We start from the raw sequence: 16,765 nt of genomic DNA, 5'->3' as shown, positions 1-16,765 counted from the left end.
CCGTACGTCCGCAAAGGAGCACCCAGTGACGCACCGAAAGCCACGCACCAGCCAGGTCGGCCGCAAAGCCGCGCAGTTGGGAATGCTGGCCATCGCCTGCACGGCAGGCATCGCCACTACCGCGAGCCCGGCCGGAGCAACCTCGTCCGCAAGGACCGTCACCCGCGACGTCGGCATCGCGATGGACGAGGCGCACGCGAAAGCAACCCCCAGGAACCGCTTCGACTACGACGAAGAGTTCGCGATCCGCGAACTCGGAACGCGTATCGGCGTCGGCGCGCGGAACAAGGCGGTCGCCCGCTCCGTGGGCTGCTCGCTCGACAACCCGTGCCGATCGGTCGCCCTGTCCTTCCAGATCGTCACCACGAACGGCACCCTCACGCGGCTCAACGCCACGAACACCAGCCGCGCGGTCAACGACCACTGCGAGGGCTGCCAGACGTTCGCCGGCGCCTACCAGTTCATCGTCTCCACCCCGTACTCGTTCACCCTGAGCCGCTCGACCAGGAACGAACTCGCCCGACTGGAGAGGCGGCTGGGCGAACTGGAGCGGAGTCGCGAAGCGGTCCACGTCGTCAAGGCCCGCGCCGACTCCCTCGCCGCCGAGGTCGTGACCCTGCTTCAGCAGGCGCTGGCCGCCGCACCGCGCAGCGCGAACGTGAGCCCGTCGGGCATCTTCACGCCCACGGTCACCATGCGGCGGCACATCGACTAGGACCGTCCGGCCGGTCAGGTCGGACGGGTGCCTCCGGCCCCGTACCGAACCTCGACGACTCCCGGCTCGGGGACCCGTTCCCCGAGCCGGGAGTCGGACCTCGTCTCCACCGTCTCCCGGAGGGCTGACATCCATGAGCCACCCACCCGAGCTGCGTCGTCGGGCCCTTGACCTGCTCGCCGTGGGCGAGTCCGTGAAGAAGGTCGCCGTCGATCTCGGCCTCAAGGAGCGGACGGTCTACCAGTGGCGGCGCAGATATCTGCCGCACCTCCGGAACGGGCGGTCCGTCCTGGACGCCGGGTCCGAACTCAAGGCCGCGCGCAAACGCATCGCCGAGCTGGAGACCGAGCTCGCCGTCCTCCGACGTGCGACCGAGCTGCTGTGCGGTGCGGCCTCCCCAAAAGGCGATTCGCTGCGGTGCACGTGATGGTCGGCGAATGCCTACCCGTGCGGACCGCCACGCGTGCCCTGGGGGTGACGGAGTCCGGGTACTTCACGTGGCGCTCGCGCCCTCCCTCCGCGAGGTCCGTTCGCCACTCCTGGCTCACCGAAGTCATCACCACGATCCACACCGCATCGCACGGGACCTACGGGTACCGGCGCATTCACGAAGAACTGGCCCTCGGACACGGCATCACGGTCAGCCACGGAACGGTGCAGCTCCTCATGCGCCGGGCGGGCCTCCGGGGTGCCGACGGACCTTCGAGGCCCGTAGGTGAATGAGAGAGCAATCGGAGCATGACGATGGACTATCCAGCTTTCCCGACGCCCCCGCTGCCCATCTCCGCATTCCTGCGTCCCTACCTGCGCGTGGAGGAGGATATGTCGGCCACGCAGGCGCACCAGGTGATGCTGCACTGCGCGCTGGACGCGGCTTGCCTTCCCGTACGGTTGAACGACGCCCAGGCCGTTGCCCGGATCGCCGAGCTCGACTACCGGACGGTGAACGCCGTGATCAGCTGGCTGCGGGCCCTGAGCGATCGGTGAGCGTCCGGAAGTCCCGCTCAGTCGGCGCCGGTGTCGGCGCCCGAGTCGGATCCGGGGTTCGTTTCGGTGTCGGGGGTGGAGGCGTTGCGCAAGAGGGATTCGACGAGCGCGGTGACGTGTCGGCGGTCGGTGACGGACAGCCGTTGGAGGCTGGCGATGAGGGTGGCGACCTCGGGGTCGGCGGTGGTGTCGGCCGGCTCCTCGAAGTACAGATGGATCCCGCAGGCCTCTGCGGCCGCTCTGCGTATGGAGTCCAGGGGTAGTTCCAGCCCCCTGGCAAGACCCTCCAGGGTGGCTTGCTGCGGCATGCGGGTCACCCGCTCGACCGTGGCCAGGTGATGCACGGTGGACCGCGGAATGCCACCGCGCCGGGCCACGTCACCATAGGACCAGCCCTGCTGCTCCAGCCGGCTCTTCACCAATTCCTGCAGTGCATTGACCACGCGAGGGATTCTTCCTTCCGACATATCGGTTGACCATAACTCCCGAAACCGACTTGCGGCGAGGCGCCGGAGAGGCTAGCGTCCGACAAGCCTGGACGATCCGTCCGAAAACACTGGACGTTCTACTTCGCGGGCACCCCTGCTGCCGCAACTCAACCCACGGGTTCAACGCTTCGCGCCCCGGGCGGGTCACGGCCCGGGGCGGTTCACCCCGTCCAGCGCCCTTACGTACCGAACGGCGCCCGGCAGCAAGACAACACCCCCTCCCCGGCCGACACCCTCACGGCAGCCGCCCCTCCCGGTTGACCTCCCTGACCCTGGCCCGCAGCACCTCCCCGAGCGGCGCCGGGCGCACCGATTCCGGCGGACAGTCCCACTCCGCCCCGCCCCCCGGCGCCCGCAGCTGTACGTACGGCCCGACGCGCCCCATCACGCGCCCCACCCGCCCGTCCCGGGTGTCCACCGCGAACGACCCGGGCTCCGGCTCGCACGGCTCCAGCCCCTCACCCGTCATGACCGGCCAACCCCTGCGCCTCCAGCACCACACTCAGCCGCAGCGCCGTGTCGAGGTTGCACCGCCCGAGGTCCACCAGCGGCGACACCGATTCACTCCCCGCGGACGTCACCGGGTCGATCCGCAGCGACGGCAACGTGATCCCCACCCCCGAGAACCCCTCCTTCAGCCGCGCCACCGCGTCCTCCGCCGCCCGCACTCTGCCCTCTGCCGCGCTGCGCCGTTCCTTGATCGTCATAACCCATCCCTTTCCACGCTGAGTAATGACAATGCATACCCAGCGTGTCCAACGCGCAGCTGGCCCGGAAGAGGCGCAGAACCAACAACCGCACGTGTGTCACAGGGAGTTGTCATGCCAGGACCCAAGAGACTCGATCCCTCCTCCTCGCCACGCGCCCTGCTCGGCGCCGAACTCCGCCACCGGAGAGAGGCCGAGGACCTCTCGCAGGAGGAACTGGGCCTTCCGCTGTTCGTCAGCGGCTCCTTCATCGGACAACTGGAGTCCGGCACGCGACGAATGCAGGCGGATCAGGCCGAGAAGCTGGACGAGATCCTGAGAGCGGACGGGTTCTTCGTACGCAACTGCACCGCCCTGAAGAAGTCGAAGTACCCGGATCACTTCACCGAGGCGGCGGAGGCGGAGGCCGTAGCGAAGGCGATGGTGTTCCGGACCGCCGCGTGGGCGTCGTTCGTCGCGGACCTCAAGCACACCTAGCGTTCCGCCACGTCGGGCAACAGGTCGGGGGTCGCGTCGCGGTGTGGTGACTCGCGTCAGACCGCGGAGCGGGGAAGGCCGATGGAGCGGCCTTCCTCCACGACTCGGTAGCCGGCGCTCGTGTACAGGTTCATGGCCACCTCGTTGCCGCCCCACACGGTGAACATCAGCGCCGAGTCGCCGGCTGCGAGCGCTGCCTGTTCGCCGGCCGCCATCGCGGCCCGGCCGTAGCCTTTGCCGCGGCGCTGCTCCTCGATGTGCAGCGAGTAGCCGTAGGTGACGCCCGGGAGGTGCCGGTGCTTCACCCAGCCGGTGCCGATCTGCTCGCCCGCCGCCTCGATCACCAGGAACGTGTTGTCGGGCGTCGCCAGGCCCTCGGGTATCAGCTTCGCGAAGTCGTCGTCGGACTTGCGTACGGCGTCCTCGGGGCTCAGGGCTCCCGCCCGGACGATGTCGCCGACGTAGGCGACCTTCTCGGAGGCGAGCCACTCGGGATATTCGGCCTGTGTCATCGGCCGTGCGATGACACCATCGACTGGTTCCGACGGGGAACCGACGGACCGCATCCTGAGCTGGGCACGGACGGAGTAATCGTCGAACAGTTCCCCGGCGGGCTCGGTGAGCCGGATGTCCAGCCGACGTGCGCCGCGCTCCGCGCACCATCCCTCGGCCCAGCTCCGCGCGGCCTGCTCGTGCCCCCGGCCGGCGTGGAGCGCGTCGACGCGGAGGTCGCCGATACGGCCCGCGGGCGCACCGTTGTCATCGGTCACGACCACGGCGACATATCCCATTCGGGTCCCGGCATCCGCGATCTCGGCGACGGTCCAGTCGCCGATGTCGGCGCATACATCGTCGAACATGCGCTGCGCCGCAGCCGCACCGAGCCCGGCCGTCATGTATGAGGCGCGTAGCCGCGGTTCGAAGTCCTTCTGCCATTCCGCGTTGTCACCAAGGACGTTGAATTCTGTCATCTGATCACAGTAGCCACGCTTCATGGACCTGAGCTGGTGAATTCGGTGTCGATGCGTTTCCGGGGCTCGCGTACTTCCCACCGTGCTACCGGCAACCGGCCGATGGTCGGACGGAGATCTCCATGTCCGACCGCAATGCCAGAATCGGTCCCTCGACGGACGGGCCTGGTTTCCTCGATCGGGTGAACGTTCCCGGCCACAAAAGTGATTCGGGCCCCGAACGGCTCTTCAAAACGCAATCATTCGGTCGTGATGTCATCAAACCGGACGGCTCACCGTCCCAAGTCCCTGCTCCCGGCCGGGCTCGGCGCACTCGCCGCGCTGACCCTGCTCCCGGCGCTGCCGGCCACCGCCGCGACGGCGACCGCACCCGTGAAGGACTCCTCGTCGCGCGTCGCCGCGTTCGCGTCGCCGCGTGTGGTGACCGCCGCCGAGCGCAGGACCTCCGCGTACCTGGACTCGTTGCGGAACAGGCCCGAGAGGCTGAAGTCCTTCTTCAAGGCGCTGCCCAAGGGGGGCGACCTCCACAACCACCTCTCCGGCGCGGTCACGACCGAGTACCTGATCAAGCTCGCGATCGAGAACGGCCTGTGCATCGACGGGACGATGACGGCGGTCGCGTCGCCGTGCGCACCGGGCACGAGGCCCGCCGCCGACGCGCGGACCGACGCCGCGTTCAAGCGGGAGATCATCCGGGCCTGGTCGATGCAGGACTTCCCGGCCGGTCAGTCCGGGCACGACCACTTCTTCGACACGTTCAACAAGTTCGGCATGGCGACCTGGTACGCCCGCGGCAAGATGCTCGCCAACGTGGCCAACACCGTCGTCGAACAGAACCAGTTCTATCTGGAGACCATGGTCTCCCCCGCGTCGGACAGCGCCAAGGCGCTTGCCGAGTCCGTGGGTTACGACGCCGACCTGGCGGCGTTCCACCGCAAGCTCGTGGCCGGCGGGAAGCTCGACCGGGTCGTCGACGAGGCGGTCAAGGAGGCCGACGACTCCGACGTGCAGTTCCGCAAGGCCGCGCACTGCGGCACCGCGCGCCCCGACCCGGGCTGCCGGCTCCCCGTCAGGTGGATCTCCCAGGTGTCCCGGGGCAGTTCCCCGGCGCGGGTGTTCACGCAGATGGAGGTCGGCATGCGGCTGGCCGAGCGCGACCCGAGGTTCGTCGCCGTCAACCTCGTACAGCCCGAGGACTGGGACAGCTCGCTGGCCAACTACAGCCTCCAGATGCGGATGCTGAAGTACCTGCGCGGCCAGTATCCGCACGCCCACCTCACCCTGCACGCCGGTGAGCTGGCCCCCGGCCTGGTCAAGCCCGAGGACCTGACGTTCCACATCCGCGAGGCCGTGCTCGTCGCCGGAGCCGAACGCATCGGACACGGCGTGGACCTGGTCCACGAGGACAACTGGCCCGAGTTCGCCCGGACGATGGCACGGCGCAAGATCGCGGTCGAGGTGCCGTTCAGCAGCAACAAGCAGATCCTCGGCATCGCGGGCAACGACCACCCGTTCAACGCGTACCGCCGCTACGGCGTCCCGGTGGTCCTGTCCACGGACGACCCGGGGGTCTCGCGGATCGACATCAGCCACGAGTACCGGTACGCGGCCAGGACGTACGGTCTGCGCTACACCGAACTGAAGGACCTGGCGCGCGCCTCGCTGGAGTACGCGTTCCGCAACGGCCGCAGCCTGTGGGCCTCCGGCTACCGCCTGGTCGCCGCCTGCACGGGCAACCGGCCGGGCACCGCCCACCCGAGCGCCCGCTGCGCCCGCTACCTCGCCGACAACCCGAAGGCGGCGACCCAGTGGCGCCAGGAGACGGCCTTCGCCACGTTCGAGAGCCGTCACCGGTAACACCGCCCACAGGACCACGCGTCCGGGCCCGGGGCTTGAGCCCCGGGTCCGGACGCCGTTCCAGGAACCGCTGTTCCCACTACTCCCACTACTCCCACTACTCCGGCGCGGACTCACCTATCGGAGGCCACAGTGACGACAGCAGACAGCGCACCCCTCGCCTATCCCTTCAACACCGCCGACGGGCTCCGGCTCGCCGACGAGTACGAGCGCGTCCGCGACCAGCCGGGCCTGTTACGCGTCCAGATGCAATACGGCGAGGCGGCCTGGCTCGTCACCCGCTATGCCGACGCCCGGCTCGTCCTGGGCGACCAGCGCTTCAGTCGAGCCGCGGCCGCCTCACACGACGAGCCCCGGCAGTCCGAGGGGCAGCGCGACGGCGGCATCCTCGGCATGGACCCGCCCGACCACACCCGGCTGCGCTCCCTGGTCGCCAATGCCTTCACGGTCCGCCAGATCGAGAAGCTCCGCCCCCAGGTCCGGGAACTGACCGCGGGCCTTCTCGACGACATGGAGGCGGCCGGACAACCCGCGGACCTGGTCGACCTCTACGCGCTGCCGCTGCCGGTCGCGGTGATCTGCCGGATGCTGGGCGTGCCCGCCGAGGACCGTGCGCGCTTTCGCGTGTGGAGCGACGACGCGCTGTCGACCACCTCGCTCACCGCAGCGGAGTTCGATGCCAGCCGCGAGGAACTGCGCGCCTATATGACCGTGTTGATCGAGCAGCACCGCAGGGCCCCGCGGGACGACCTGATGACGGCACTCATCGAGGCCCGCGACGGCGGCGACCGGCTCTCCGAACGCGAACTCGTCGATCTGTGCGTGGGCATCCTGGTGGCGGGCCACGAGACCACCGCGTCCCAGATCCCCAACTTCGTCCTCACCCTGCTGGACCACCCGGACCAGCTGGCCAGGCTCAGGGCCGAGCCCGAACTCATCGCGAACGCAGTGGAGGAGCTGCTGCGCTTCGTACCGCTGGGCAGTGGTGCCGGCCAGCCCCGTTACGCCACCGAGGACATCGAGGTCGGCGGCACCCTCGTCCGGGCGGGCAGCCCGGTCCTGGTCGCCACCGGCGCCGCCAACCGTGACGCGCTGCGGTTCACCGCCCCCGGCGTGCTCGACATCGCCCGCGAGGGCAACCAGCACCTCGGCTTCGGCCACGGAGTCCACCACTGCCTGGGCGCCCCGCTGGCCCGGCTGGAACTCCAGGAGGCGCTGATGGCGCTCATCACCCGTTTCCCAGGGCTGAAGCCGGCCGGCGATGTGACGTGGAAGTCCGAGATGCTGGTACGCGGACCGCGCGTCATGCCGGTCGGGTGGTGACCGCCATGACCTGGAACGTACGCGTCGATCCGCAGCTCTGCCAGGCGTCGGGCATGTGCGCCGGGAGCGTCCCCGAAGTGTTCGCGCTGGACGGCGAGCACGCCCGGGTACGGGCGGACGGGACCGAGCCCGACGAGCGGGTCCTGGACGCCGCCGACATCTGCCCGGCCCAGGCGATCACCGTGCACGACGGAAAGTCGGTCATCGGCCCCCGCCACGACTGAGCCCCGCACACAGCCGCCCCGTGCCGGGAAGAACGATCCCGGCACGGGGCGGCTGTGTGTGCGGTCGAACAGGTCGGTCCTAGCCGAGCCGCTGCATGAGCCACTGGGGCCCACCGTCGGGGAGAAGGACGACGCGCCGGCTCTCCGTCGTCAGGGAGCCGAGCTCACCCCGGCCGAGGGCGATATTGACCGGCTGGTTATCGGCCGCGCCCTGGATCGTCCACTGGTCGGGCTGGTTGCCGCACTGGTCCACCCACACGGCCGGCGGGAAGATCCGGACCGGCGAGAGCGCCAGGCAGCGGCCCTCTCCGCGCGCCTCGACGATCTGGGCCAGGCCGTTGCCCTGGTTGCGGATCTCCCACACGGTACGGGGGCTGCAGGGTTCGATGTGACCGCCGAGCGAGCCTTCGCCACCGGCCAGACACTGACCGGAGCGCAGGTCACGGATCAAGTACGCGCCGTCGGAGGCGTCCGCGGCCTGGGCGGGGGTCGCCAACGCCGCCACCGCGACGGCGGACGCGACGAGAGACAGGATCGAACGAATACGCACGGGACTCCTCGTACGAGAGAGAAACACGGAAGACGGGCCCCGTCGGCGGCGGCCCGGAGCCTCCAAGGTCACAAAGACGCGAGGCAGTTCGCATGCCCCAAAGGCCTGCGGCGCGGTTTCCCACCCCAGCGGGGGCGGGCGCACGGCATCACGCACGGCGCACATGCACCACGTACGCGCGCCCCTCACGACCAGGCGAATTCCCCCGGAGCTCAAGCCGCGAAGTCCGAGCACTCTTTCCGAGGAATGGGAGGTGGGCCACTTCCCACCCACCCTCCCTGTCCAGCGAGTTGACTTTTCGTGACCGACTTGCCACGAACAGTGGTGACGGCCTGGCGTTCCGTATAACGAACGACCCCTGCCGGTGCAGGAACACCGAAACAGGGGTCTGACCACGCCGATCGAACGGACCTCGACCTCATGGCTGTCAGCCAGCTTAGTGCTGCCCCGTGCGCCCCGCACGTATCTCTGCCCGCGCTTCCCCACCCGATGGCCAATCCCGGCTACGGCAAGCGTTCCGCACCCTCGCAACTCCCCGTCACCGACCGCGACTTCGCGCACCTGCCACCCCGCGAGGCATCCATCGCCACCTACATCGACCAGTTGCCCGACGGCGCCGACATCTCCGTCAAGACAATGGCCAAGGTCCTCCCGTACGGGCAGTGCGCCCTGCGGACCGCTCTCAACCGGCTCCAGGACGCGGGACATCTGCGGCGTGGCAGCGAGTGCGTGGCCCATGACGAGGTCCTGCTGTGGGTGACCCGTACGTTCTTCTCCCGCACCGCGCGGGACGACGAGTGGTGGGCGGCGTTCACCCGGGGCGACGTGCCACCCGAGCAGCGCCGACACCCCACTCGCTCGAGGGCGTTCGTCCTGCTGGCCGCGCTGGGCCGTACCGCGCCCACGCTCACGCTGTCGGCGGCGGACTGTGCGGCGCTGGAACCGCAAACCACCGCGTGGTTCGAGCGCGGCGCCACGGAGGCGGAACTGCTCCACGCCCTCACCGACGGCCTCCCCACCCCCGTCCACCACGCGGCGGCCCTGGTCCGCAGGCGGCTGACCGACAAGATGCCACCCGAACGCGTCGCTCCGGCGCAACAGCGAACGGTGTTGCGCACCCTCGAATGCAGCGAGTGCCGCGCACCCGGCCACGCGGAGGCCCTGATCGGCGGCCGCTGCGGACCATGCCGTGGCAACCCCGTCGACACCCCCACCGGCCCGGCCGGAACCGTCCCGTCCACGGGCGTACGCAGCCGCATGAGCGAGGTCCGGGCCGCGATGACCCCGCGCTCCGAGAGGAGATAGGGCGGGGGTCCCCCGAGCTCACCGGGTGTCCGAAACCGGCTCCCACCTGGGAGTGGCTTGATCCACTTCCCTCATTCGATCGCTACGTTCCGCATTCCTCGTGGCACGCGAAGTATTCGGTCGACCCGAACGGAACGCCATCGACCCCCGGGACCTGTCGGTCCCGGGGGTCGATGGGGTACAGCTGTACAGGAACTACCGATCCGTCAGGATCAGAAGTCCATGTCACCGCCCGGCATGCCGCCCGGAGCGGCCGCGGAGGCCTTCTCCGGCTTGTCGGCGATGACGGCCTCGGTGGTGAGGAACAGCGCGGCGATGGACGCGGCGTTCTGCAGGGCGGAGCGCGTGACCTTCGCCGGGTCGAGAATGCCCTCGGCGATCATGTCGACGTACTCGCCGGTCGCGGCGTTCAGACCGTGACCGATCGGCAGGTTGCGCACCTTCTCGACCACGACGCCGCCCTCAAGACCACCGTTGATGGCGATCTGCTTGAGCGGGGCCTCCAGCGCCAGCTTGACGGCGTTGGCGCCGGTCGCCTCGTCACCCGAGAGCTCCAGCTTCTCGAAGACGGCCGAGGCCTGGAGCAGAGCCACGCCACCACCGGCGACGATGCCCTCCTCGACGGCGGCCTTGGCGTTGCGCACCGCGTCCTCGATGCGGTGCTTGCGCTCCTTGAGCTCGACCTCGGTCGCGGCACCGGCCTTGATGACGGCCACGCCGCCGGCCAGCTTCGCGAGGCGCTCCTGGAGCTTCTCGCGGTCGTAGTCCGAGTCGGAGTTCTCGATCTCGGCACGGATCTGGTTGACGCGACCCTGGACCTGGTCGGTGTCACCGGCGCCGTCGACGATCGTCGTCTCGTCCTTGGTGATGACGACCTTGCGGGCGCGGCCGAGCAGGTCGAGACCGGCGTTCTCCAGCTTGAGGCCGACCTCCTCGGAGATGACGGTGCCACCGGTGAGGATGGCGATGTCGCCGAGCATGGCCTTGCGGCGGTCACCGAAGCCCGGGGCCTTGACGGCGACGGACTTGAAGGTGCCACGGATCTTGTTGACGACCAGGGTCGACAGGGCCTCGCCCTCGACGTCCTCGGCGATGATCAGCAGCGGCTTGCCGGACTGCATGACCTTCTCCAGCAGCGGAAGGAGGTCCTTCACGTTGCTGACCTTGGAGTTCACGATCAGGATGTACGGGTCGTCGAGCGACGACTCCATGCGCTCCATGTCCGTGGCGAAGTACGCCGAGATGTAGCCCTTGTCGAAGCGCATACCCTCGGTGAGCTCCAGCTCCAGACCGAAGGTCTGGGACTCCTCGACGGTGATGACGCCTTCCTTGCCGACCTTGTCCATGGCCTCGGCGATGAGCTCGCCGATCTGGGTGTCGGCGGCGGAGATGGAGGCGGTCGAAGCGATCTGCTCCTTGGTCTCCACGTCCTTGGCCTGCTCCAGGAGGGCGGCGGAGACGGCCTCGACGGCCTTCTCGATGCCCCGCTTGAGAGCCATCGGGTTGGCACCCGCGGCGACGTTGCGCAGGCCCTCGCGGACGAGAGCCTGGGCGAGAACGGTGGCGGTGGTCGTACCGTCGCCGGCGACGTCGTCCGTCTTCTTGGCGACCTCCTTGACCAGCTCCGCACCGATCTTCTCGTACGGGTCCTCCAGCTCGATCTCCTTGGCGATGGACACACCATCGTTGGTGATCGTGGGGGCGCCCCACTTCTTCTCAAGGACGACGTTGCGACCCTTGGGGCCAAGGGTGACCTTGACGGCGTCGGCGAGCTGGTTCATGCCGCGCTCGAGACCGCGCCGGGCCTCCTCGTCGAACGCGATGATCTTGGCCATGTGAAGTGGTCCTCCCGGACAGGGGTGGATTGCTCCGGACCGAGTGGCGCCCGCGACGGACGGCCTGCCTGACCGGTGGTTCCTTGCCCCACCGGACCTGCGGGCCTCACCGGCCCGGTCCAAGTTCTGTCACTCTCACCTGGAGAGTGCTAACGCCAATGATTAGCACTCGACCCTCGAGAGTGCAAGCGTCCGCCTCGGGATGTGGACAATGACGACCATGCTCGGACGGCCCCGTACGCACGGACGCGCGGCGCACGGACACGCGAACGCGCGGAGGGTCCGTACCCCTGGGGTACGGACCCTCCGTGCGTGAGTAGTGTCGTTGGCCGACCGCGTCGAGCTCAGCCGACGGCGAGCTTGACCATGTCCGCCTGCGGCCCCTTCTGGCCCTGCGAGATCTCGAATTCAACTCGCTGACCCTCTTCGAGGGTGCGGTACCCGTCCATCTGGATCGCGCTGTAGTGGACGAAAACATCCGCACCACCGTCGACCGCGATGAAGCCGTACCCCTTCTCCGCGTTGAACCACTTGACGGTGCCCTGAGCCATGCCTAACTCCCCTATTACTGGCCCTTGCACAGGACCGCACTTCGCGGACCCGGGTCAGAACTCACCCTCCGACAGGAGAGGGTGCGTGCGCCGGAACGCGTCGACCGCGGCCGAATGTATCTGCCCAACTGCCCTCTGCAACAGGTCAATCGGACGAGAAATCTGGGCAGCACCGAACGCCCGAATATGAGGAATTCATGAGATTCCAGGGCAAGTCGGGCCGGGCAAAGGTGACTTATGGCACAAGGAGATCGAGCACTTTGGCTACTTCTTGTCGCGACCCGGCGCATTCTCATATGCGGGCGGCACGGGCAACTGGGGGGACTTCCCACACTGTACCGCGCTCAACCATGCAGAATTGCCCCCTCCACTTCTCTCGCAGAGAGGGCAATTCCGGTGACACGGTGAAGACGGTGAAAGCCGGCCCGGGAGCCGGACGGGGGGTCAGCAGCCGCCCGCGACCGCCGGGATGATCGAGATTCCGGCGCCGTCCGGCGTGGCCGCCTCCAGGCCGCCCTCGAAGCGCACGTCGTCGTCGTTGACGTACACGTTCACGAAGCGGCGCAGCTTGCCCTGGTCGTCCAGGACGCGGGCGGCGATGCCCGGGTGGTTCTGCTCCAGGGACTGGATGACCTGGGAGAGGGTCGAGCCCTCGGCCGGGACCTCGGCCTGGCCGCCCGTGTAGGTGCGGAGGATGGTGGGGATACGGACCTTGACGCTCATGGTGGGTGCCCTTCCTGGAGTCTCGGGTGGTCAGCTGGTGGCGAGTCCGGCGGCGCGGAACGCGTCCAGGCTCGGGCGGATCGTGGCGGTCGCCTGCGAGGTGGCGGCCACCGCGTCCAGGGTCTTGAGGCCGTCACCCGTGTTGAGGACGACGGTGGTCAGCGCCGGGTCGATCAGACCGGCTTCGATCAGCTTCTTCGTGACGCCGACCGTCACGCCGCCCGCCGTCTCCGCGAAGATGCCCTCGGTGCGGGCGAGGAGCTTGATCGCGTCGACGACCTGCTCGTCGTCGACGTCCTCGACCGCGCCGCCGGTGCGGCGGGCGATGTCCAGGACGTACGGGCCGTCGGCCGGGTTGCCGATCGCCAGGGACTTGGCGATGGTGTTCGGCTTCTGGGGCCGTACGACGTCGTGACCGGCCTTGAAGGCGGTGGAGACCGGGGAGCAGCCCTCGGCCTGGGCGCCGAAGATCTTGTACGGCTTGTCCTCGACCAGGCCCAGCTTGATCAGCTCCTGGAGACCCTTGTCGATCTTCGTGAGCTGCGAGCCGGACGCGATCGGGATGACGATCTGGTCGGGCAGCCGCCAGCCGAGCTGCTCGCAGATCTCGTACGCCAGGGTCTTGGAGCCTTCGCCGTAGTAGGGGCGCAGGTTGACGTTGACGAAGCCCCAGCCCTCGCCGAGCGGGTCGCCGATGAGCTCCGAGCAGAAGCGGTTGACGTCGTCGTAGTTGCCCTCGATGCCGACCAGCTCACCTCCGTACACCGCGGCCATGACGACCTTGCCCTGCTCCAGGTCGTGCGGGATGAACACGCAGGAGCGGAAGCCGGCGCGGGCGGCGGCGGCGCCCACGGCGCCGGCGAGGTTGCCGGTGGAGGAGCAGGAGAGGGTGGTGAAACCGAAGGCGCGGGCGGCCTCGACGGCGATGGCGACGACACGGTCCTTGAAGGAGTGCGTCGGGTTGCCGGAGTCGTCCTTGACGTACAGACCGCCGGTGACGCCCAGCTCACGGGCGAGGTTGTCGGCCTTGACCAGCTTGGTGAAGCCGGGGTTGATGTTGGGCTTGTCCGCGACATTCGCGGGGACCGGCAGCAGCGGCGCGTAACGCCAGATGTTGTCGGGTCCGGCCTCGATGCGCTTCTTCAGCTCGTCGGGGGAGCCGCTCGGCAGGTCGTACGCCACTTCGAGCGGCCCGAAACAGGACGCGCAGGCGAAAATGGGACCGAGTTCGAAACGCTCACCGCACTCGCGACAGGAAAGCGCCGCGGCGGGACCCAGGTCGACAACCTCGGCGGAAGAGTCGGTGCTTACTGCAACAGTCTGCGCAGCCATAGAGGCGAGGCCCTTTCTCCTCATCTTCCTCGCGGCGCATCTCGCCACGAGACGGAATTGGCACCTTCCCCACCTGACCTTGCGGTCGGCAGGAGGGTTGCCGGGACTTCAACGGGCCGTTCCCTCAGTCCCTCTGGATGAGCGCTATGGCACTGGATCTCCGATCCAGGCGTTTGTCGGCGGACCGACCCCGACATGCGAGGGCTGTCCGCGTTGTTCAAGACTGTAACCGAAGCACCGGACGGTTGAGAGAGTCGTCCGAACCGCGAGATGGATCACATACAGGGAGTATCGACCGTGCTGGAAGAGGTCGAAAGCTGGCTGGCCAGGCGTTCCTGGTCGGCCGCCGACCGCCCGCTGGACCGGCTCCTCGCTGCCAAGGAGCCGGGGCGCGGAAGCGTGAGCGTCGTGCTGCCCGCGCTGAACGAGGAGGCGACGGTCGGCGCGATCGTCACGACGATCCGGCGCGAGCTGATGGAGAAGGTCCAACTGGTCGACGAACTCGTGGTGATCGATTCCGGTTCCACGGACGCCACCGCGAAGGTGGCCCGGGAGGCCGGCGCGCGGGTGGTGCACCGGAACGACATACTGCCCCGGATACCCGCCGTGCCCGGCAAGGGCGAGGTGCTCTGGCGGTCGCTCCTGGTGACCGGCGGCGACATCGTCTGCTTCGTCGATGCCGACCTGAAGGAATTCTCGGCCGACTTCGTCTCCGGCATCGTCGGCCCGCTGCTGACCGATCCGGACGTCCGGTTCGTCAAGGCGATGTATGACCGCCCGCTCGGGGACACAGCAGGTCAGGGCGGTCGCGTCACCGAACTGGTGGCCCGTCCGCTGCTCAATCTGCACTGGCCGCAGCTGGCCGGCTTCGTCCAGCCGCTGGGCGGCGAATACGCCGTACGCCGCTCCCTCCTCGAACAGTTGCCCTTCCCCGTCGGGTACGGAGTGGAGCTGGGCCTCCTCGTCGACGCGCTGCACACCGTGGGCCTGGACGCGCTCGCCCAGGTCGACGTGGGGGTACGCAAGCACCGCCACCAGGACGGACAGGCGCTCGGCCGAATGGCGGCGGCGATCTACCGGACCGCGCAACTCCGGCTGTCCCGCGGGCACCTGGTGCGGCCCGCGCTCACCCAGTTCGAGCGCGGCGAGGACGGTTTCGTACCTCGCACCCATGCGGTGGACACCGAGGAGCGGCCTCCGATGCGTGAGATCGAGGAGTACGTTTCACGCCGCGCGGCCTGACGTGGCCCGACTTCGCACGTGTGCACGTTTGGACGGTTCGTGATCCGGCTAGATTCCGCAACATGGTCTCCGAGCACGAAGCCCAGTCCACCGCCCATTCCGCAGTCCAGTCCACTGCCCGGGTTCTCGTCGCGTCCAACCGCGGGCCGGTGTCGTACACCCTGGAGGCGGACGGATCACTCGACGCGAAGCGGGGCGGCGGCGGACTCGTCTCCGGGCTGAGCGCCGTCGAGGACAAGCTGTGGGTGTGCGCCGCGCTCGGTGACGGGGACCGGGAGGCGGTCCGCCGCGGAGTCGGTGAGCCCGGCGTACGGATGCTCGACATCGACGCGGACGTCCACGCGGACGCGTACAACGGCATCGCGAATTCGGTGCTCTGGTTCGTCCACCACATGCTGTACCAGACCCCGCTGGAGCCCGTCTTCGACGCGGAGTTCCGGCGGCGGTGGGCTTCGTTCGAGACGTACAACCGGGCCTTCGCCGAGGCGCTCGCCGAGGAGGCGGACCCCGGGGCGGCGGTGCTGGTGCAGGACTACCACCTGGCGCTGGTGCCCGGCATGCTCCGCGGTCTCCGCCCCGACCTGCGGATCGGCCATTTCTCGCACACCCCGTGGGCGCCCGTCGACTACTTCCGCCTGCTCCCCGACGACATCGCCGAGCAGCTGCTGCACGGCATCCTGGGCGCCGACCGGGCGGCCTTCCTGACCCGGCGCTGGGCGGACGCCTTCATCGGCTGCTGCACGGAACTCCTGGGCGGCACCGGGCGGACCAGGATCGGGGTGCACGGGCTCGGCGCGGACGCCGGCTTCCTGCGCCGGCGCGCGCACGAGGCGGACGTGGACGAGCGGATGGCGGCGCTGCGGGAGCAGATCGGCCCCGGCCGGCGGACGATCGTACGAGTGGACCGAACGGAACTGTCCAAGAACATCGTGCGCGGGCTGTTCGCCTACCGCGAGCTGCTCGAAGAGCGGCCCGAATGGCGCGAGCGGGTCGTCCACGTCGCCTTCGCATACCCCTCGCGGCAGGACCTGGCCGTGTACCGCGACTACACGGACGAGGTACGGCAGGTCGCCGACGACATCAACGCCGCGTACGGCACGGCGGGCTGGACGCCGGTCGTGCTCCACGTCAAGGACGACTTCGCCCGCTCGCTCGCCGCGTACCGGCTGGCCGACGTGGCGCTCGTCAACCCGATCCGCGACGGCATGAACCTGGTCGCCAAGGAGGTCCCGGTGGTCTCCGACCACGGGTGCGCGCTGGTGCTGTCGCGGGAGGCGGGGGCGTACGAGGAGCTGGGCAGCGACGCGCTCGTGGTGAACCCGTACGACGTGTCCGCGACGGCCGCGGCGCTGCACGAGGCGCTCACGATGGCGGACGACGAACGGGCGGCGCGCACGGAACGGCTGGCCGCGGCGGCGGTGGCGCTCCCGCCGCAGCAGTGGTTCCTCGATCAGCTGGACGCGCTGCGGCGGGAGTGA

The 16,765-nt window shown here is 69.0% G+C and carries 19 protein-coding genes, 1 pseudogene and 1 riboswitch; of the genes and pseudogenes, 11 read left to right on the top strand and 9 right to left on the bottom strand.

Features of this window, described 5'->3' with window-relative positions:
* The first annotated feature begins 25 nt into the window (after positions 1–25).
* The 4 genes from OG936_RS19545 to OG936_RS19530 all read left to right on the top strand — a co-directional run bounded on the left by OG936_RS19545 (position 26) and on the right by OG936_RS19530 (position 1,702).
* On the top strand, positions 26–715 hold the full coding sequence (locus tag OG936_RS19545) for a hypothetical protein (RefSeq protein ID WP_406496270.1): 690 nt from the start codon (positions 26–28) through the stop codon (positions 713–715).
* A 133-nt stretch (positions 716–848) separates the two neighbouring features.
* Positions 849–1,142, top strand: coding sequence for a transposase (locus OG936_RS19540; RefSeq protein WP_406496268.1), 294 nt, complete (start codon positions 849–851; stop codon positions 1,140–1,142).
* The gene (locus tag OG936_RS19535) at positions 1,142–1,438 is read left to right on the top strand and encodes an IS3 family transposase (protein ID WP_383759265.1); all 297 of its coding nucleotides are present in this window, start codon (positions 1,142–1,144) and stop codon (positions 1,436–1,438) included. Before OG936_RS19540 ends, OG936_RS19535 begins: the two co-directional genes overlap by 1 nt.
* 21 nt (positions 1,439–1,459) lie before the next feature.
* Positions 1,460–1,702, top strand: coding sequence for a hypothetical protein (locus tag OG936_RS19530; protein ID WP_406496265.1), 243 nt, complete (start codon positions 1,460–1,462; stop codon positions 1,700–1,702).
* A 17-nt stretch (positions 1,703–1,719) separates the two neighbouring features.
* Here OG936_RS19530 and OG936_RS19525 read toward each other — a convergent pair whose 3' ends face one another.
* From OG936_RS19525 to OG936_RS19515, 3 genes are all read right to left on the bottom strand, one after another.
* Positions 1,720–2,145, bottom strand: a complete 426-nt coding sequence (locus OG936_RS19525) for a helix-turn-helix domain-containing protein (protein WP_406496263.1) — start codon at positions 2,143–2,145, stop codon at positions 1,720–1,722.
* Between the two features lie 280 nt (positions 2,146–2,425).
* Positions 2,426–2,659, bottom strand: coding sequence for a hypothetical protein (locus OG936_RS19520; protein ID WP_406496261.1), 234 nt, complete (start codon positions 2,657–2,659; stop codon positions 2,426–2,428).
* Positions 2,649–2,897 carry a hypothetical protein gene (locus tag OG936_RS19515; RefSeq protein WP_406496259.1) on the bottom strand — a complete coding sequence of 83 codons (249 nt, stop codon included), beginning with the start codon at positions 2,895–2,897 and terminating at the stop codon, positions 2,649–2,651. The genes OG936_RS19520 and OG936_RS19515 overlap by 11 nt, the downstream gene beginning before the upstream one ends.
* A 114-nt stretch (positions 2,898–3,011) precedes the next feature.
* Here OG936_RS19515 and OG936_RS19510 point away from each other — a divergent pair.
* Positions 3,012–3,311 (top strand): annotated as a pseudogene (locus OG936_RS19510) (multiprotein-bridging factor 1 family protein); the annotation flags it as partial.
* Positions 3,312–3,430: 119 nt separating this feature from the next.
* On the opposite strand, the gene OG936_RS19505 reads toward OG936_RS19510, so the two are convergent.
* A complete protein-coding gene (locus OG936_RS19505; protein WP_406496257.1) occupies positions 3,431–4,345 on the bottom strand; it encodes a GNAT family N-acetyltransferase in 915 nt (304 codons plus the stop codon).
* 252 nt (positions 4,346–4,597) lie between these two features.
* Here OG936_RS19505 and OG936_RS19500 point away from each other — a divergent pair, with 252 nt between their 5' ends.
* The 3 genes from OG936_RS19500 to OG936_RS19490 all read left to right on the top strand — a co-directional run bounded on the left by OG936_RS19500 (position 4,598) and on the right by OG936_RS19490 (position 7,749).
* Positions 4,598–6,202: an adenosine deaminase gene (locus OG936_RS19500; protein WP_406500511.1), complete on the top strand. Its 1,605-nt coding sequence runs from the start codon at positions 4,598–4,600 to the stop codon at positions 6,200–6,202.
* Positions 6,203–6,334: 132 nt separating this feature from the next.
* Entirely contained in the window at positions 6,335–7,525 is a 1,191-nt protein-coding gene (locus OG936_RS19495) for a cytochrome P450 (protein ID WP_406496255.1), read from the top strand.
* Between the two features lie 5 nt (positions 7,526–7,530).
* Positions 7,531–7,749, top strand: coding sequence for a ferredoxin (locus tag OG936_RS19490; RefSeq protein WP_266747671.1), 219 nt, complete (start codon positions 7,531–7,533; stop codon positions 7,747–7,749).
* 79 nt (positions 7,750–7,828) lie between these two features.
* On the opposite strand, the gene OG936_RS19485 is transcribed toward OG936_RS19490, so the two are convergent.
* The gene (locus tag OG936_RS19485) at positions 7,829–8,299 is read right to left on the bottom strand and encodes an RICIN domain-containing protein (protein WP_406496253.1); all 471 of its coding nucleotides are present in this window, start codon (positions 8,297–8,299) and stop codon (positions 7,829–7,831) included.
* A 489-nt stretch (positions 8,300–8,788) separates the two neighbouring features.
* Here OG936_RS19485 and OG936_RS19480 point away from each other — a divergent pair, with 489 nt between their 5' ends.
* The gene (locus tag OG936_RS19480) at positions 8,789–9,604 is read left to right on the top strand and encodes a hypothetical protein (RefSeq protein ID WP_406500509.1); all 816 of its coding nucleotides are present in this window, start codon (positions 8,789–8,791) and stop codon (positions 9,602–9,604) included.
* 212 nt (positions 9,605–9,816) lie between these two features.
* On the opposite strand, the gene groL is transcribed toward OG936_RS19480, so the two are convergent.
* The 4 genes from groL to thrC all read right to left on the bottom strand — a co-directional run bounded on the left by groL (position 9,817) and on the right by thrC (position 14,045).
* The gene (groL, locus tag OG936_RS19475) at positions 9,817–11,439 is read right to left on the bottom strand and encodes a chaperonin GroEL (protein ID WP_406496251.1); all 1,623 of its coding nucleotides are present in this window, start codon (positions 11,437–11,439) and stop codon (positions 9,817–9,819) included.
* Between the two features lie 344 nt (positions 11,440–11,783).
* Complete coding sequence (locus tag OG936_RS19470; RefSeq protein ID WP_003967346.1) at positions 11,784–11,990, bottom strand: cold-shock protein; 207 nt, start codon at positions 11,988–11,990, stop codon at positions 11,784–11,786.
* A 444-nt stretch (positions 11,991–12,434) separates the two neighbouring features.
* Positions 12,435–12,713, bottom strand: coding sequence for a MoaD/ThiS family protein (locus OG936_RS19465; RefSeq protein ID WP_406496249.1), 279 nt, complete (start codon positions 12,711–12,713; stop codon positions 12,435–12,437).
* 30 nt (positions 12,714–12,743) lie between these two features.
* Positions 12,744–14,045, bottom strand: a complete 1,302-nt coding sequence (gene thrC / locus OG936_RS19460; RefSeq protein ID WP_406496248.1) for a threonine synthase — start codon at positions 14,043–14,045, stop codon at positions 12,744–12,746.
* A gap of 17 nt (positions 14,046–14,062) precedes the next feature.
* A riboswitch (SAM riboswitch) is annotated at positions 14,063–14,189 on the bottom strand.
* Positions 14,190–14,342: 153 nt separating this feature from the next.
* On the opposite strand from thrC, the gene OG936_RS19455 reads away from it, so the two are divergent.
* Positions 14,343–15,287 (top strand): glucosyl-3-phosphoglycerate synthase, encoded by a 945-nt coding sequence (locus tag OG936_RS19455; RefSeq protein ID WP_406496247.1) that lies wholly within the window; start codon positions 14,343–14,345, stop codon positions 15,285–15,287.
* Between the two features lie 62 nt (positions 15,288–15,349).
* Entirely contained in the window at positions 15,350–16,765 is a 1,416-nt protein-coding gene (locus tag OG936_RS19450; RefSeq protein ID WP_406496245.1) for a trehalose-6-phosphate synthase, read from the top strand.

The sequence above is a fragment of the Streptomyces sp. NBC_00846 genome, from assembly GCF_045207325.1.
In the GTDB taxonomy this organism is placed as follows: Bacteria; Actinomycetota; Actinomycetes; order Streptomycetales; family Streptomycetaceae; genus Streptomyces.
Note: the sequence above shows the minus strand (reverse complement) of the source record. Positions and strands in the feature narration are given on the sequence as shown.

What these genes read in the sequence shown, in the direction of transcription:
- OG936_RS19540 (WP_406496268.1), top strand. Translation starts at nt 849, where the DNA reads ATGAGCCACCCACCCGAGCTGCGTCGTCGGGCCCTTGACCTGCTCGCC.
- OG936_RS19535 (WP_383759265.1), top strand. Translation starts at nt 1,142, where the DNA reads ATGGTCGGCGAATGCCTACCCGTGCGGACCGCCACGCGTGCCCTGGGG.
- OG936_RS19530 (WP_406496265.1), top strand. Translation starts at nt 1,460, where the DNA reads ATGGACTATCCAGCTTTCCCGACGCCCCCGCTGCCCATCTCCGCATTC.
- OG936_RS19520 (WP_406496261.1), bottom strand. Translation starts at nt 2,659, where the DNA reads ATGACGGGTGAGGGGCTGGAGCCGTGCGAGCCGGAGCCCGGGTCGTTC.
- OG936_RS19515 (WP_406496259.1), bottom strand. Translation starts at nt 2,897, where the DNA reads ATGACGATCAAGGAACGGCGCAGCGCGGCAGAGGGCAGAGTGCGGGCG.
- OG936_RS19505 (WP_406496257.1), bottom strand. Translation starts at nt 4,345, where the DNA reads ATGACAGAATTCAACGTCCTTGGTGACAACGCGGAATGGCAGAAGGAC.
- OG936_RS19500 (WP_406500511.1), top strand. Translation starts at nt 4,598, where the DNA reads ATGTCATCAAACCGGACGGCTCACCGTCCCAAGTCCCTGCTCCCGGCC.
- OG936_RS19490 (WP_266747671.1), top strand. Translation starts at nt 7,531, where the DNA reads ATGACCTGGAACGTACGCGTCGATCCGCAGCTCTGCCAGGCGTCGGGC.
- OG936_RS19480 (WP_406500509.1), top strand. Translation starts at nt 8,789, where the DNA reads ATGGCCAATCCCGGCTACGGCAAGCGTTCCGCACCCTCGCAACTCCCC.
- groL (WP_406496251.1), bottom strand. Translation starts at nt 11,439, where the DNA reads ATGGCCAAGATCATCGCGTTCGACGAGGAGGCCCGGCGCGGTCTCGAG.
- OG936_RS19470 (WP_003967346.1), bottom strand. Translation starts at nt 11,990, where the DNA reads ATGGCTCAGGGCACCGTCAAGTGGTTCAACGCGGAGAAGGGGTACGGC.
- OG936_RS19465 (WP_406496249.1), bottom strand. Translation starts at nt 12,713, where the DNA reads ATGAGCGTCAAGGTCCGTATCCCCACCATCCTCCGCACCTACACGGGC.
- thrC (WP_406496248.1), bottom strand. Translation starts at nt 14,045, where the DNA reads ATGGCTGCGCAGACTGTTGCAGTAAGCACCGACTCTTCCGCCGAGGTT.
- OG936_RS19450 (WP_406496245.1), top strand. Translation starts at nt 15,350, where the DNA reads ATGGTCTCCGAGCACGAAGCCCAGTCCACCGCCCATTCCGCAGTCCAG.